The sequence below is a fragment of the Tardiphaga sp. 813_E8_N1_3 genome (assembly GCF_051811025.1).
Taxonomy (GTDB): domain Bacteria; phylum Pseudomonadota; class Alphaproteobacteria; order Rhizobiales; family Xanthobacteraceae; genus Tardiphaga.
This window is the reverse complement of the sequence record NZ_JBPWQE010000001.1, coordinates 1,542,877-1,555,610: the sequence shown is the minus strand read 5'-3', so window position 1 is coordinate 1,555,610 and position 12,734 is coordinate 1,542,877. Positions and strand designations below refer to the sequence as shown.

Genomic DNA, 12,734 nt, shown 5'->3' with positions numbered 1-12,734 from the left:
AGTGTCTCTCAGCCCGATGCTCGAAGGACGACCAGTCGCCCGCCCTGTGTCGAATCTAGATTCCGCGCTCTAAGGATTTGTTAATTAATTTCTTTAATTCCGGCCCTGCTGGATCGGCCTGCCTTCGATCTTGGGCAGTTCCACCGCCGCGGCAGATCGTTCGCCGCCCGAGGCACGGCGTGCCAGTTCAACGGTGAGGCGTTCAGCGGCCTCCGGCTGCATCAGACCGAGAATGTCGGACATCTTCCGAGGCGCTATCTGCGAGGCAATCTCGAACAGCACCGGCATTTCCAGCCGGTCGAAGATCTTCGCCGCGTCCTTCGGCTTCATGCTTTCATACATGGTGACGATGCCCTTGAAGCGGGCGGCATCGACTTCGCTCTTCTGGTCGTTCGCCGTCTTGATACCGGCTTCGACGCCCTTCAATTCATCGACGCGGGTTTCGATGCGCTTCTCGGCGGCCTTCAGCAGGCTTTCGCGAATGTCGATCTCGCGGGCACGCATTTCCAGTTCCTGACGGCGCGCTTGCAGCCGTTCGAGGATCGCGCGTTCAGCGGGCGAGATTTGAGGAGACAGTTCGACAGGCGGATTGCTGGTCGGCTCGATCGCTGCAGGCGCCGCCACCGCGGGCTTCGGCTCTTCCTTCTTGGCAGATACTGACCCGGTAATGTCGCCGTCTGCAGGCTTGCCGCCCGGGAAGTTGAACATCTCCTGCGCCCACGATCCTTTCGCCTGCACCTGCGGTTGCGGATCGTAGTTGAACACGTAGCCGCCATCGATCACCAGGCCAGCGATCTTGAGAATCGCCAGCCCGAAAACCGCCACCAAGACGACAGGAAGAATACGAACGTCCCGAAAAGCTTTCATGCAGCGATGCCGTCAGGCCTCCTCCGTTCGGCGAACGCCTGCGCTGCCGCGGCATTGGCCCGCGCTGCGGAGACCCGCGGCGCGTCAGGGTCGTGTTCGGTGAGCGGCCGTGCCGCCACTGCGATCTTCGACAGCCGGCGCACGACGGCGTCGCTCTCGGCGAGCTGCGCCTTCAGCTGATCGGCCAGCGCCGTTGCCGCCGAAATCTGGCTGCCGAGATTTTCATTGACGTCGCGCACGGTGTGCTTCAGTCCGCCGATCGCACGCTCGGCGATCTCGGTCACGGTGATGAGCTCGCCGATCGTGGCCTTCAACGATTGTTCGTCCGCCTTGAGGCGCTTCAGGCGCTTATTGAGCAACATGCAATAGGCGATGGTCAGGATCAGAAGCACCGCAACCAGGCTCTCGATCACAATTCCTAATGAATGACTCATTGTGCCTCCATCAATTTAGTTTGCTCATCAGCCTTCTCAAACATCGCGAAGGTTGTGTTAGGCTTGCGTAATTGTTTCGTGACTCGAATGGCAACGCGGTCGCCGACACGGCCCATGCGACCTTCAGTCAAGGTCACGGCTCCGCAACGCACGGCAACAAGGGCATCTGCCCGCATTTCCAGCGGCAGTGTATCGCCCACTTTGAGAAGCATCAGCTGCTTCAATGGGATCTCCGCCTCATACAGCACGGCGTCGACGGCGATCTCGGCCTGAGCAATTTCAGTAGCGAGATGGCTTTCCCAGATCGGATCACGGCCGAATTTTTCGCCCATGAACATCTGCATGAGCACGGCGCGGATCGGTTCGATCGTCGCGTAGGGCAGCAGCAATTCGATATTGCCGCCGCGGTCTTCCATGTCGATATGCAGGCGCACCAGGATGGCGGCGTTGGCTGGTCGGCTGATGGCGGCGAAGCGCGGATTGGTCTCAAGCCGATCGATGTTGAAGCTCACCGGCGACAGCGGCCGGAACGCCTGCTCGGCATCCGCCAGCACCACTTCGATCAGGCGCTTCACCAGATTGGTTTCGATGGTGGTATAGGGACGGCCCTCGATGCGCAGCGAGGCCTGACCTCGACGGCCGCCGAGCAATACGTCGATCATCGAATAGATCAGGCTGGAATCGACGGTGGCGAGGCCAAAATTCTCCCACTCCTCTGCCTTGAACACGCACAGCACGGCAGGCAGCGGAATCGAGTTCATATAATCGCCGAAACGCACCGAGGTGATGCGATCGAGCGAGACTTCGACGTTGTCGGAGGTGAAATTGCGCAGGCTCGTAGTCATCAACCGCACCAGACGGTCGAACACGATTTCGAGCATCGGCAGACGCTCATACGACACCATCGAAGAATCGATGATGGCGCGAATGCCGGAATTTTCGTCGAGATGGACCTCGTTGACGCTGAAGCCGAGGAGGTTGTCGATTTCTTCCTGCGAGAGAACGCGCTCGCCACCGTTCTTGCCGCCGCCGATATCGCGACCGCCGTCCTCGACCATGGCGGCCCATTGCTCTGCCATGGTGCCGGTGAGTTCGTTTTCGGCAGCCGCTTTCGCCGCCTCAACGGGATCCTCTGAATCCAGAGATGCTTCCCATTCGGCGGCAATTGCGTCCTGATCGACCTGTTCGGTAGACATCAGCCTAAATCCAATTCCTCACTGAATGAGGATTTCCTTGAACAGCACAGCGTTCACGTGATGGGGCGAGATCGCGGCGTTGACGCGCCGCGTGAGCTCTTCCTTCAACCGGAACATGCCGACGGAGCCGTTCAGATCGGTGGTGCGGAGTTCGCGGAGATAGACCTGGAACATGTCGGTGATACGCGGCATCGACGGCGTGATCTGCGCCACCAACGGCGCTTCCTTCACCTCGAGCACGATCTTGGCCTTGAGATATTGCACGCGCTCGCCCGGCTGACCCGCAAGGTTCACCAGGATTTCCGGCACATCGATGAAAGCGAGCGGCTTCGCAGCCGGCGCGGCCTCTTTCTTCTCTTCCTTGGGGTGTCCCTTCAGGAAGAACCAGCCGCCACCGCCCGCTGCGAGTACCAGCACACCCGCGACGATCGCGATCAGCTTGAACTTGCTCTTGGGAGCTGCCGCTTCATCCCCGGTCGGGACGCCGTCTGAAGTTTCCGTATCCGCCATCGCCTGCCCGTCCGGGGTTGGGATGAGCTCGATGCTGCAAAGCAGGCAATAAAGACGCGATACAAAATGCTGCCAGCGCCCAAGGCCCTGTGTGATCGTGACGCTAGGTCGCAATGGTTAACGGAATCTTTCTTTTAACGCTCAACTAGGAAAATTCTGCCGGCAAATATGGTCAACAAGACCTTTCTGCCGCCCGTTTGCGCGCCCCTAAAACTACCAACAAATTGAAAAATATCATCTTTTTGACTTGGCACGGCTTTCGCTACTCACCTTAGCGAACCGCGGCTTGGGAGAGCTGTGCGGTTTACGGGATCCACGGCGAGCTTGGGAGAGCAAACCGCGGGAACTTAGGGGAGAACCACCGATGGAGAATATGCTTCTCGTCGGACTGTCGCGGCAGATGACGCTCCGGCGTCAGATGGACGTCGTGGCGAACAACATTGCGAATATCAACACGAGCGGCTTCAAGGCCGAGCGGACGATTTTCGAGGAATATCTGAGCCCGGCCGCCCGCGAAGACAACTTCGTCGGCCGCGACCGCCGCGTGTCCTTCGTGCAGGACCGCGCCACCATGCATGATTTCACCGGCGGCGCGACCGAGCAGACCAAGAATCCGCTGGACGTCGCCATCGACGGCAACGCCTTCCTCGCGGTGCAGACCCCGAACGGCGAGCGCTACACCCGCGACGGCGGCATGCAGATCAATTCGCAGGGCCAGCTCGTGACAGCGTCGGGCGCACCGGTGCTCGGCGCCAATGGCCCGATCGTATTCCAGCAGACCGACCACGACATCAACATCTCGCAGGACGGCACGGTCACGGTGCTCGAAGGCATCAACCGCATCGACTCCGTGCGTGGCAAGATTCGCATGGTCAACTTCGCACAGCCCCAGCGGCTGGTGAAGGAAGGCTCCAACCTGTTCTCGGCCGGCCCCGGCGCCAATCCGCAGCCATCCACCACGTCGAAGCTCAACCAGGGCTTCATCGAAAAGTCGAATGTCAGCTCGGTCGCCGAAATGACCCGGATGATCGACGTCACCCGCGCCTATACCGAGCTGTCGAACATGCTGCAGTCGCAAGGCGACGCGCGGCGCTCCGCCATCGAAAAACTTGCCGACGTTCCGGCTTAAGGAATCTGACCCATGCGCGCTCTTTACACTGCCGCGACCGGGATGGCGGCCCAGGAACTCAACGTCCAGGTCATCTCGAACAATATCGCCAATATGCGCACGACTGGCTTCAAGAAGCAGCGTGCCGCATTCCAGGACCTCATCTACGATCACGTGCGCCGCGTCGGTGCGCAAGCATCGGATCAGGGCACGGTCATTCCGGTCGGCGTCGATATCGGCGGCGGCGTGAAGACCGTGGGCACCCCACGCATGATGACCCAGGGCACGCTGTCGGCGACCGGCGGCGATCTCGATATCGCGGTCCGCGGTGAAGGCTTCTTCAAGATCCAGCTCACCGACGGCACCTTCGCCTATACCCGCGACGGCACGTTCGCTACGGACCAGCAGGGGCGTATCGTCAATTCGCAGGGCAACCTGCTGCAGCCAACGATCTCGATCCCCCAGGCGTCGTCGCAACTCTCGATCAATGCGCAGGGTCAGGTCTCGGTGATCGTGCCGGGCTCGACGACCCCGACCGTTCTCGGCCAGATCAGCCTCACCCGCTTCATCAACAAGGCCGGCCTCAATTCGATCGGCGACAACCTGTTCACCGAAACTCCGGCCTCCGGCCCTCCGCAGGACGGCGTCGCCAATGCCGATGGCTTCGGTGACATGCAGCAGCGCAACCTCGAAATGGCCAATGTCGAGGTGGTCACCGAAATCTCGGACCTGATCGCCGCGCAGCGTGCCTATGAGATGAACGCCAAAGTCATCAGCGCCGCCGACCAGATGCTGCAATCCACCGCCGGCATGTTCCGCTGAGGAGAATGATCATGACATCAGCCATGCGTTCGCTTCTCCTCGCCGTCGCCCTGCTCGCTGCTGTGGCCACCGCTGCGCTCGGCCAAGCGCAGCGCGACGAGGTCATCGCATCGCCAACGCTGCGCGCCAACGTCACGGTGTCCAGCGACGTGGTGCGGATTGGCGATGTCATCGACAATGCCGGCCCCACCGCGCAGATCGCAATCTATCGAGCGCCCGACCTTGGCACCGTCGGCACGCTGTCGACCGCACAAGTTATCGCGGCGTTGCGGCAGCATCAGGTGATCGGCGTCGATACACGCGAGCTCAAGTCCATCACCGTGACGCGGCTGTCGCGCAGCATCGACAGCAAGGATATCGAGAACCAGGTGGCGCAGGCGTTGGAGAACCGCCACGGCCTTGGCGCCGCCGCCAATCTCAGCCTCACTTTCGACCGCGAAGTCCAGGGCCTGCAGCTCGACGCCAGCAATACCAGCGCGCTGCAGCCTGTCGCGGTCCGCTTCGACGCACGTAGCGGCCGTTTCGACGTCACCTTTGCGATCGGCAACGACGCCAACGTGTCTGCCACCAAGCTGCGTTTCACCGGCAGTGCTGTCGAAACTGTGGAAGCAGCAGTGCTGGCCCGCGGCGTTGAACGCAATGAAGTGCTGAAATCTTCCGATGTCGTCATCGAGCGTCGCCCGAAAGCCGAAGTCGGTAACGACGGCGCAACGCGCGACCGCGCAGTGGGCATGCAGAGTCGCCGCCAGCTACGCGCCGGTCAGGCAATCCGCAATGCCGACCTCGCCAAGCCTGACCTGGTCACCCGCGATCAGGCGGTGACGCTGATCTACGAAACCGCAGGCCTTTACCTCACGCTGCGCGGCAAGGCCATCGAAGGCGGCACCGAAGGCGACGTGGTCAATGTGATCAATCTGCAGTCCAAGCGCACAGTCTCCGGCGTCGTCGTCGGCCGCGGCCAGGTCGCCGTTTCCGCTCCCTCGCCGCGTCTCCCCGCGCAAGTCGAAGCTCCCACACCAACTCCTGTCCCAACCCGTGAGTCTCTCCCGTCCGAAAAAATCTCCCAGGCCAGACCTCCCCTGGCCGACTCTCCCGCTGCCACCTCTCCCGTCGCTCTCGCTGCCAACGACCACGCGCCTGTTTCTCGAAAAGCTGAGTAAAGTTGATGTTCCAGTTCAATCGTCCCTTCGTTACCGGTGCTGCACTTCTGACGGTCGGCTTTGCTGCCAGCGGCTGCTCGTCGATCGACCGCCTCGCCTCCATCGGCGAGAAGCCTGCGCTCACGGCGATTGAGAATCCCACGACGCAGCCAGGCTACAAGCCGGTACAGATGCCGATGCCGAAGCCGGAGGTCGCGTCCTACAACGCCAACTCGCTGTGGCGCAGCGGATCGCGCGCGTTCTTCAAGGATCAGCGCGCACGCCAAATCGGCGATATTCTCACGGTCACCGTGAATTTCACCGACAAGGCTAATATCGCCAACGAGACCCAGCGCAGCCGCACCAATACGGAAAACTCGGGCATCACCGACTTTGCGGGCAGCAAACTGCTGACAGGTTCGGCCGCGTCGGTGCTGCCCGGTCGCCTGCTCACGGCTGACGGATCGTCGTCGAGCGACGGCAAGGGATCGGTCGCACGACAGGAAGCGTTGCAGACCAGCGTCGCCGCAGTGGTCACGCAACTACTGCCGAACGGCAATCTCGTGGTCGAGGGCAAGCAGGAAATCCGCGTCAACTACGAAATCCGCGAACTAATCGTCGCCGGCATCGTGCGCCCGGAAGACATTCAGAGCGACAATACCATCGACAGCGCCAAGATCGCGCAGGCCCGCATCGCCTATGGCGGCCGCGGCCAGATCTCGGACGTCCAGCAGCCGCGCTACGGCCAGCAGGTGATGGACGTGCTGCTGCCCTTCTAACCCGCAGAGAGCTCCCACATCTCATCGTGCTCCCACGCGGCGAGGTGTTCACACGCGGCCTTCCGTCAGCTCCCCTGGCGGAAGGCCGTCGTCGTTTTAAGCGGCCTCTAACCGCGGCCAGGCGAAGCCTGAACGTCAGCTCTTGAAATCCACCTCGACGCTGCCCAGTCCCAGCAACTCCATCCGGACGTGATCTCCAGCGTTGAGCCATGCCGTCTGCACGAGACTGCCCGTCAGCACGAAGTCTCCGGCGCGCAACATCTTGCCTCGGGCTGCGAGATGGTTGGCAAGCCAGGCCAGTGCATGATGTGGATGGCCAAGAACATCTGCGCCGTTGCCGCGCCCCACTTCCATGCCGTTAACGACGGCACGTCCAATCACTGACAGAAGGTCAGGCGCCTTGTCACGAGCAACAGGCGCCCCCAGAACACATCCCGCTGCAAAGAAATCATCCGCGATCAGCGTTGGCGCATCCATGCTGCGCCAGTCCGCGTAACGATCATCGACGATCTCGATAGCCGGATGATAGGCATCGATCGCTGTTGCGACATCATCGGCCGTGAACGGCTCACCCGACGGCATCAGATCGTTCGCGAGCTGGACCGCAATTTCGCACTCCACGCCGACATGCACATAATCGCTGTAGCGCAGCGACGTTCCGGCGGCATGAACACCGCCCATATAGAGTCCGCCGGCGCAAGGATGCGAAATACCGAGATATTGCTGCATCACCGCGCTTGTGCAGCCGATCTTGTAACCGACCTGCAAGCCGAAATCGGGTGACACCAAATTGTGAAGCGCGTCCTGCACGCGATAGCCGTCGGCTTCGTCATGCGGGACTGCGTCTGGCGGCAATATGGTGAGCGGCGCGCGGTTGCGGCGGACGTAGGCCAGGATTTCGGCGATCGCGAGATACTTTTCCATCGGCGGTCCCTTCGCTCGTCATACGGCTCGCGCCGAAATATGACCAACGGGTAGCGACCGCCATCATGCTTGGCAACGGTGCGCAGCGTGGCTGCCGCGAGCCGACGCTCGCCTACTACAAATCGTCCTAAAGTTCAGCCGAAGACCCTGGTCAGGTCTTCATGAAGCCGCCTCATCCCGGCGGGCCCGGTGAAGATCTCCTTCACCTCGGCAAGAGCCTCCGTGGTCAGGACGTCTTCGGAACGTCGGCCCTGCGCCGCAGTCGCGAGAATGCGCGATGCGATGGCTGCCTGATTGCAGGAGGTGCGGTGCTGCTCCGGCACCTTTGCGACGACCTTCTGAAGAACATTCCGCATCAGCGCGATCGTATCGGGATCATAAGAGGCAGGCGCAGCCATTATTCATCCTCCCGTTTTTTTCTGGAGCAAGCCTACGTCCTATCGGCGAATGATGACGTTCATATTCCCGTGTTTAAGAATGTCGCCGTGCTGCAGTGCAGTCATCACAGATCACTGCATCGCACAGCATGCGTGATTGCCTTCCGGAATTCCCAAATGGAAAACGGCCGCCCAATGGGCGGCCGTTTGGCATCTGAAAGACTATTCGTCGCGATAGACCTTTTCGCGCTTCTCGTGGCGCTCCTGGGCTTCCACGGAGAGTGTTGCGATCGGGCGGGCTTCAAGCCGCTTCAGCGAGATCGGCTCGCCGGTCTCCTCGCAATAGCCGTAGGTATTATCCTCGATGCGCAGCAGCGCGGCGTCGATCTTGGAGATCAGCTTGCGCTGCCGGTCGCGCGCTCGGAGTTCGATCGCGCGGTCGGTTTCCGACGACGCACGGTCGGCGAGGTCGGGGTGATTGACGTTCTCCTCCTGCAAAGCCTGCAGGGTGAGTTTCGATTCACGGAGGATTTCTTCCTTCCAGGCCAGCAATTTCGCGCGGAAATAGTCGCGCTGCCGGTCGTTCATGAAAGGCTCTTTTTCGGAGGGGCGATAGCTTTTCAACTTGTCCAAGGCCAATCCATCTATGCGTGCAAGGCGCCGGAAATGACCGGCCGCGCCGCAGCTTATATAGCTAGGTCATGTGACAGACAATAACGTCAGGATACCTCCGGAACCACCGTCCACCGCCCGCTTTCACGGCCGGAACTGTGCTGCTGCAGCACGTGGCAGCCTGAGCCCGACTTTGGTCAAAGGGCTGTTTGACGGGCTATAAACGGCATTTATGCGGGCCGCGACCGGACTTGGGGCCCCCGCTCCAAGCGGCTCAGACTTGGCCAGCCTTGGCCAGTTCAACTTCAACCCGGAGCTCGATCTCGGAGAGCACGGCGTCCAGACCGGGTTCGCCGGATGATTCCTTGAGGTTGGCCGCCGCGCTGCGCAGCCGCGCCACCATGGCCGGATTGATCGAGCCCGTGAGCAGGCCGATCTTGAGTTCGTCGAGGACATCGAGCGCACCGCGGCCGCGCTTCACTGAGCGCTTGCGACGTTCCATGGGATCTTCGACGCTCTGCATGGCCAGAAGCGCATCAATGCTGTTGGCCGCCCGGGGCGCTACGGTCGGCCTGGCGTCGGAGGTCGGCGTCGCGTCAGGCAACGAAAACCCGGTCGAACTGGATTTCTTCGCTCCTGACGATGGAGCTCCGAAGGTGGTGCCGTTCGGTCCGTAAATGCGCATCGGCGTGTCCAGCGAGGGTAATGGCCGATCCCGGCCCACGGCGGCTTGCCGTTCGCTCAGTACCATCGCGAGCGTAAACAGACCTCCATCTGGAAAGGTCGTCTTTTATGGTTAATCAATCGTAAACGGCCCGGCAAAATCTGCCGCAGGCGGCACATTCGCCGGGGCTCGAACCACGCATCCAGCCCGAATGAATTTATCATTCCTTTTATAAATCAATGCCTTAAAGAGAATCAGAACGCTGGCACGGTGCTCGCATAATGAAAGTCGGATCGTCGTCATGGGAGTGGCGAGCGGTCCAGTGAAGACCTCAGCGGGGAGCAGAGGATGCCGAGCCTACCTTCGATCCGATTCTGTCAGACGGCCTGTGCGGTGCTGCTCGTGCTGCTCGTGCAGGCGGTGTCGGCACATGCAACGTCGCGGATCAAGGATCTGGCCAATATCGAAGGCGTCCGGCAGAACCAGCTGATCGGCTACGGCCTCGTGGTCGGCCTCAACGGTACCGGCGACACCCTCAACAACATTCCTTTCACCAAGCAGTCGCTGCAGGCCATGCTCGAACGCATGGGCGTCAATATCCGCGGCCAGACCATCCGTACCGGCAATGTCGCCGCGGTCATGGTCACCGGCAACCTGCCCGCCTTCGGCACCCAGGGCACCCGGGTGGACGTCACCGTCTCGGCGCTCGGCGATGCCAAGAACCTGACCGGCGGCACCCTGCTGGTCACCCCCCTGCTCGGCGCCGACGGCAATGTCTACGCCGTCGCCCAAGGCTCCCTCGCCATCAATGGCTTTGCCGCCGAAGGCGCTGCCGCCAGCATCACCCGCGGCGTGCCGACCGTTGGCCGCATCGCCAATGGCGCCATTATCGAGCGCGAGATCGAATTCGCGCTGAACCGCCTGCCCAATGTGCGCCTCGCTTTGCGCAACCCCGACTTCACCACGGCCAAGCGCATTGCGGCCGCCGTCAACGACTTCCTGGGATCCAAGACCGCCGAGCCGATCGATCCCTCCACCGTGCAGCTGTCGATCCCGCCGGAGTTCAAGGGCAACGTCGTCGCGCTGCTCACCGAGATCGAACAGTTGCAGGTCGAACCGGATCTGGCTGCCAAAATCATCATCGACGAGCGCTCCGGCATCATCGTGATGGGCCGCGACGTCCGCGTCGCCACCGTCGCCGTGGCGCAAGGCAATCTCACCGTGACGATTTCGGAGAGCGCCAATGTCAGCCAGCCCAATGCATTCTCCAACGGCCGCACTGTCGTCACGCCAAGCACGCGCGTCGGCGTCACCGAAGACGGCAAGAAGTTCGCTCTAGTGAAGGACGGTGTTTCGCTGCAGCAGCTCGTCGACGGCCTCAACGGACTCGGCATCGGCCCGCGCGACCTGATCGGCATCCTGCAGGCCATCAAGGCTGCAGGCGCCATCCAGGCCGACATCGAGGTGATGTGATGAACGTCAACACCGCCGTCGCCGCCTATCAGGCCAAGCATCCGACAATCAATGGCCGCCCCGATCAGACCCTGATCGACGCACTGCAGAAAGTGTCGCCGCAAGCTCAGGCCAAGACGCGCAAGCAGTCCGAAGACTTCGAGGCGATGTTCATCAACACGATGTTTTCGCAGATGACATCAGGCATCAAGGGCGAAGGCCCGTTCGGCGACACCACCGGCACCGGTGCATGGCGCTCAATGCTGACGGACGAATATTCGAAGTCCTTCGCCAAGGCTGGCGGCGTCGGCATCTCCAACGAAGTCTTTCGTTCACTCATCATCCAGCAAGCCAATCGCGCCAGCTGATCGCAGAGGACACCGCCATGAACAATGCGCAACGCCAGCAAGCCGCCCCCATCGCCGCACCGCGTTCGGTCGCGACGCTGATGGAAGCCCGTCAGCTCGCCGACGAACTCATGAAGGTGATGAACGAGCTGCTCGCCATCATCGAACAGGAGACGGCGCTGGTCCGCAACGGCAATGTCCGCGACGCGATCAAGCTCGAAGCTCCGAAGGCGGACATTTCGCGTCGTTACATCGCGATGATCTCGCTGCTCAAGATCAGCCAGACATATCTCGCCCAGACGACGCCCGACCTGCTTTCGGCGTTGCGCAAACACCATGATGTGTTCCGTGCGATGCTGCAGGTCAATCTGACCGTGCTTGCCACCGCGCATGCGGTTTCGGAAGGCATTGTCCGCGGCGTCAATGCCGAGGTTCAGAAGCGCAATGTCCCGCAGACCTATACGGCGGCCGGCCGGCAGGCCCAGCCGGGCCGGGCCAACATGACGCCCATCGTCGTCAGCCGGTCACTTTGATCGTATAACTGATCACGCCACCGCGGACGCGTTTGATGCGCCGCGGCATTACTATCTTTTGACTCAAATTGCAGCGCGGAAATAAGCACCGGATTCAGCCGTTCGGTGCATAATGTCGTTTGGGAACGGGTCGGGATTTATCGAATGGAGCCAGGAGGGCTGCCATGGGTGCCGACTTCAATATCAAACCGGTGGGGGCACCGGTTGCCGCGCCAGTGATACGACCCGCGCCAGAAGCGGTGCGCGAAGCCGTGCCTACGCAACTCCCCCCCGACAAGACCGTGTCAGCAGCGCCCCGTGTACTGCAGCCAAACATTTCTGCGGCGAACTACCAGCAGATGGACAGCGAACGCATCTCGAAGGAAGTCATCATCGACAAGGGCGCTGGCGAGATCGTCTTCGTGTCTGTGGACAAGAAGTCCAACCAGGTGATCGACCAGTACCCCGAGGAATCGCGACTGCGTTCTCGAGCCTATCTGCGCGCCATGGATACGCTCAACCAGGACGCAAAGCTGCAGAATCGACGTATGGAGACGGACCGCAGAATCTAGCGCGCTGATTAGACGTCGCGCGTTGCATAGGCCGTATCGAGATAGGTACCGCCCGTGGCGGCATCGGTCACGACGTTCTTGATCGTCGCCTTGTTGTTGGCCGTCATCTGAAACTTGGTGTCGCCCACGCGAAACGAGTTATCCTTGATCAGGACCTGCTGGTACTTCACGGTCCCCTCGCTCTGATACTTCACCTGCGCGCGGAAGCCTTCGACCTGCGAGATCGCGATCTCGAACTTCTTGCCGTTGGCGTATTTGCCTTCCCAGCTGCCTTTATAGGCATCGGCATCCACGGCCACATATTTGCCCGGGGTCACTGGCGTCGTCGTCTTGTAGGCTGTCGCCAGGATGCTGAGAGCGTCTGCCATTGCTGCCTCGTGCCGCGCAGTCCGAATCACCGCGCATTTGTGCTGGCGATT

Annotated in this window: 17 protein-coding genes; 8 read left to right on the top strand and 9 right to left on the bottom strand. The window is 61.2% G+C overall.

The genetic code is table 11. From position 1 onward, the window contains the following. Window positions 1–93: 93 nt before the first annotated feature. The 4 genes from AB8A33_RS07245 to fliL are packed head-to-tail and all read right to left on the bottom strand — an operon-like array spanning window position 94 to window position 3,007. On the bottom strand, window positions 94–867 hold the full coding sequence (locus AB8A33_RS07245; protein WP_439092137.1) for a MotE family protein: 774 nt from the start codon (window positions 865–867) through the stop codon (window positions 94–96). Then, window positions 864–1,301, bottom strand: a complete 438-nt coding sequence (locus tag AB8A33_RS07240) for a DUF6468 domain-containing protein (protein WP_439092136.1) — start codon at window positions 1,299–1,301, stop codon at window positions 864–866. Before AB8A33_RS07240 ends, AB8A33_RS07245 begins: the two co-directional genes overlap by 4 nt. Beyond that, the gene (gene fliM, locus AB8A33_RS07235) at window positions 1,298–2,497 is read right to left on the bottom strand and encodes a flagellar motor switch protein FliM (protein ID WP_374725713.1); all 1,200 of its coding nucleotides are present in this window, start codon (window positions 2,495–2,497) and stop codon (window positions 1,298–1,300) included. The genes AB8A33_RS07240 and fliM overlap by 4 nt, the downstream gene beginning before the upstream one ends. Window positions 2,498–2,515: 18 nt before the next feature. Beyond that, a complete protein-coding gene (fliL, locus tag AB8A33_RS07230; protein WP_092146420.1) occupies window positions 2,516–3,007 on the bottom strand; it encodes a flagellar basal body-associated protein FliL in 492 nt (163 codons plus the stop codon). 364 nt (window positions 3,008–3,371) lie between these two features. Between fliL and flgF the strand changes: the two genes are divergently transcribed. The 4 genes from flgF to flgH are packed head-to-tail and all read left to right on the top strand — an operon-like array spanning window position 3,372 to window position 6,855. Continuing rightward, the gene (gene flgF / locus AB8A33_RS07225; protein ID WP_439092135.1) at window positions 3,372–4,136 is read left to right on the top strand and encodes a flagellar basal-body rod protein FlgF; all 765 of its coding nucleotides are present in this window, start codon (window positions 3,372–3,374) and stop codon (window positions 4,134–4,136) included. 12 nt (window positions 4,137–4,148) lie between these two features. After that, a complete protein-coding gene (flgG, locus tag AB8A33_RS07220) occupies window positions 4,149–4,937 on the top strand; it encodes a flagellar basal-body rod protein FlgG (RefSeq protein WP_439092134.1) in 789 nt (262 codons plus the stop codon). A gap of 5 nt (window positions 4,938–4,942) precedes the next feature. Then, window positions 4,943–6,097, top strand: coding sequence for a flagellar basal body P-ring formation chaperone FlgA (gene flgA / locus AB8A33_RS07215; protein ID WP_439092133.1), 1,155 nt, complete (start codon window positions 4,943–4,945; stop codon window positions 6,095–6,097). A 5-nt stretch (window positions 6,098–6,102) separates the two neighbouring features. Then, the gene (gene flgH, locus AB8A33_RS07210; protein WP_439092132.1) at window positions 6,103–6,855 is read left to right on the top strand and encodes a flagellar basal body L-ring protein FlgH; all 753 of its coding nucleotides are present in this window, start codon (window positions 6,103–6,105) and stop codon (window positions 6,853–6,855) included. Window positions 6,856–6,990: 135 nt separating this feature from the next. Here the strand turns inward: flgH and AB8A33_RS07205 are convergent, their stop codons facing one another. From AB8A33_RS07205 to AB8A33_RS07190, 4 genes are all read right to left on the bottom strand, one after another. Next, window positions 6,991–7,779, bottom strand: coding sequence for a 2-keto-4-pentenoate hydratase (locus AB8A33_RS07205; RefSeq protein ID WP_439092131.1), 789 nt, complete (start codon window positions 7,777–7,779; stop codon window positions 6,991–6,993). Between the two features lie 134 nt (window positions 7,780–7,913). Beyond that, window positions 7,914–8,177: a hypothetical protein gene (locus AB8A33_RS07200; RefSeq protein ID WP_089265183.1), complete on the bottom strand. Its 264-nt coding sequence runs from the start codon at window positions 8,175–8,177 to the stop codon at window positions 7,914–7,916. Between the two features lie 201 nt (window positions 8,178–8,378). Beyond that, a complete protein-coding gene (gene dksA / locus AB8A33_RS07195) occupies window positions 8,379–8,789 on the bottom strand; it encodes an RNA polymerase-binding protein DksA (RefSeq protein ID WP_068735634.1) in 411 nt (136 codons plus the stop codon). 253 nt (window positions 8,790–9,042) lie between these two features. Further along, window positions 9,043–9,453 carry a flagellar assembly protein FliX gene (locus AB8A33_RS07190; RefSeq protein WP_439095874.1) on the bottom strand — a complete coding sequence of 137 codons (411 nt, stop codon included), beginning with the start codon at window positions 9,451–9,453 and terminating at the stop codon, window positions 9,043–9,045. 327 nt (window positions 9,454–9,780) lie between these two features. On the opposite strand from AB8A33_RS07190, the gene AB8A33_RS07185 reads away from it, so the two are divergent. The 4 genes from AB8A33_RS07185 to AB8A33_RS07170 all read left to right on the top strand — a co-directional run bounded on the left by AB8A33_RS07185 (window position 9,781) and on the right by AB8A33_RS07170 (window position 12,315). Beyond that, a complete protein-coding gene (locus AB8A33_RS07185) occupies window positions 9,781–10,905 on the top strand; it encodes a flagellar basal body P-ring protein FlgI (protein ID WP_184518763.1) in 1,125 nt (374 codons plus the stop codon). Beyond that, entirely contained in the window at window positions 10,905–11,252 is a 348-nt protein-coding gene (flgJ, locus tag AB8A33_RS07180; RefSeq protein ID WP_439092130.1) for a flagellar assembly peptidoglycan hydrolase FlgJ, read from the top strand. The genes AB8A33_RS07185 and flgJ overlap by 1 nt, the downstream gene beginning before the upstream one ends. Before the next feature lie 17 nt (window positions 11,253–11,269). Then, on the top strand, window positions 11,270–11,764 hold the full coding sequence (locus AB8A33_RS07175) for a hypothetical protein (protein WP_439092129.1): 495 nt from the start codon (window positions 11,270–11,272) through the stop codon (window positions 11,762–11,764). 164 nt (window positions 11,765–11,928) lie between these two features. Beyond that, entirely contained in the window at window positions 11,929–12,315 is a 387-nt protein-coding gene (locus tag AB8A33_RS07170; RefSeq protein ID WP_439092128.1) for a hypothetical protein, read from the top strand. 8 nt (window positions 12,316–12,323) lie between these two features. Here AB8A33_RS07170 and AB8A33_RS07165 read toward each other — a convergent pair whose 3' ends face one another. After that, on the bottom strand, window positions 12,324–12,683 hold the full coding sequence (locus AB8A33_RS07165; RefSeq protein WP_439092127.1) for a hypothetical protein: 360 nt from the start codon (window positions 12,681–12,683) through the stop codon (window positions 12,324–12,326). Window positions 12,684–12,734 lie beyond the last annotated feature (51 nt).

Excerpts from the sequence above, each read along its gene's own strand:
- AB8A33_RS07245 (WP_439092137.1), bottom strand. The coding sequence starts at position 867 with ATGAAAGCTTTTCGGGACGTTCGTATTCTTCCTGTCGTCTTGGTGGCG.
- AB8A33_RS07240 (WP_439092136.1), bottom strand. The coding sequence starts at position 1,301 with ATGAGTCATTCATTAGGAATTGTGATCGAGAGCCTGGTTGCGGTGCTT.
- fliM (WP_374725713.1), bottom strand. The coding sequence starts at position 2,497 with ATGTCTACCGAACAGGTCGATCAGGACGCAATTGCCGCCGAATGGGAA.
- fliL (WP_092146420.1), bottom strand. The coding sequence starts at position 3,007 with ATGGCGGATACGGAAACTTCAGACGGCGTCCCGACCGGGGATGAAGCG.
- flgF (WP_439092135.1), top strand. The coding sequence starts at position 3,372 with ATGGAGAATATGCTTCTCGTCGGACTGTCGCGGCAGATGACGCTCCGG.
- flgG (WP_439092134.1), top strand. The coding sequence starts at position 4,149 with ATGCGCGCTCTTTACACTGCCGCGACCGGGATGGCGGCCCAGGAACTC.
- flgA (WP_439092133.1), top strand. The coding sequence starts at position 4,943 with ATGATCATGACATCAGCCATGCGTTCGCTTCTCCTCGCCGTCGCCCTG.
- flgH (WP_439092132.1), top strand. The coding sequence starts at position 6,103 with ATGTTCCAGTTCAATCGTCCCTTCGTTACCGGTGCTGCACTTCTGACG.
- AB8A33_RS07205 (WP_439092131.1), bottom strand. The coding sequence starts at position 7,779 with ATGGAAAAGTATCTCGCGATCGCCGAAATCCTGGCCTACGTCCGCCGC.
- AB8A33_RS07200 (WP_089265183.1), bottom strand. The coding sequence starts at position 8,177 with ATGGCTGCGCCTGCCTCTTATGATCCCGATACGATCGCGCTGATGCGG.
- AB8A33_RS07190 (WP_439095874.1), bottom strand. The coding sequence starts at position 9,453 with ATGCGCATTTACGGACCGAACGGCACCACCTTCGGAGCTCCATCGTCA.
- AB8A33_RS07185 (WP_184518763.1), top strand. The coding sequence starts at position 9,781 with ATGCCGAGCCTACCTTCGATCCGATTCTGTCAGACGGCCTGTGCGGTG.
- flgJ (WP_439092130.1), top strand. The coding sequence starts at position 10,905 with ATGAACGTCAACACCGCCGTCGCCGCCTATCAGGCCAAGCATCCGACA.
- AB8A33_RS07175 (WP_439092129.1), top strand. The coding sequence starts at position 11,270 with ATGAACAATGCGCAACGCCAGCAAGCCGCCCCCATCGCCGCACCGCGT.
- AB8A33_RS07170 (WP_439092128.1), top strand. The coding sequence starts at position 11,929 with ATGGGTGCCGACTTCAATATCAAACCGGTGGGGGCACCGGTTGCCGCG.
- AB8A33_RS07165 (WP_439092127.1), bottom strand. The coding sequence starts at position 12,683 with ATGGCAGACGCTCTCAGCATCCTGGCGACAGCCTACAAGACGACGACG.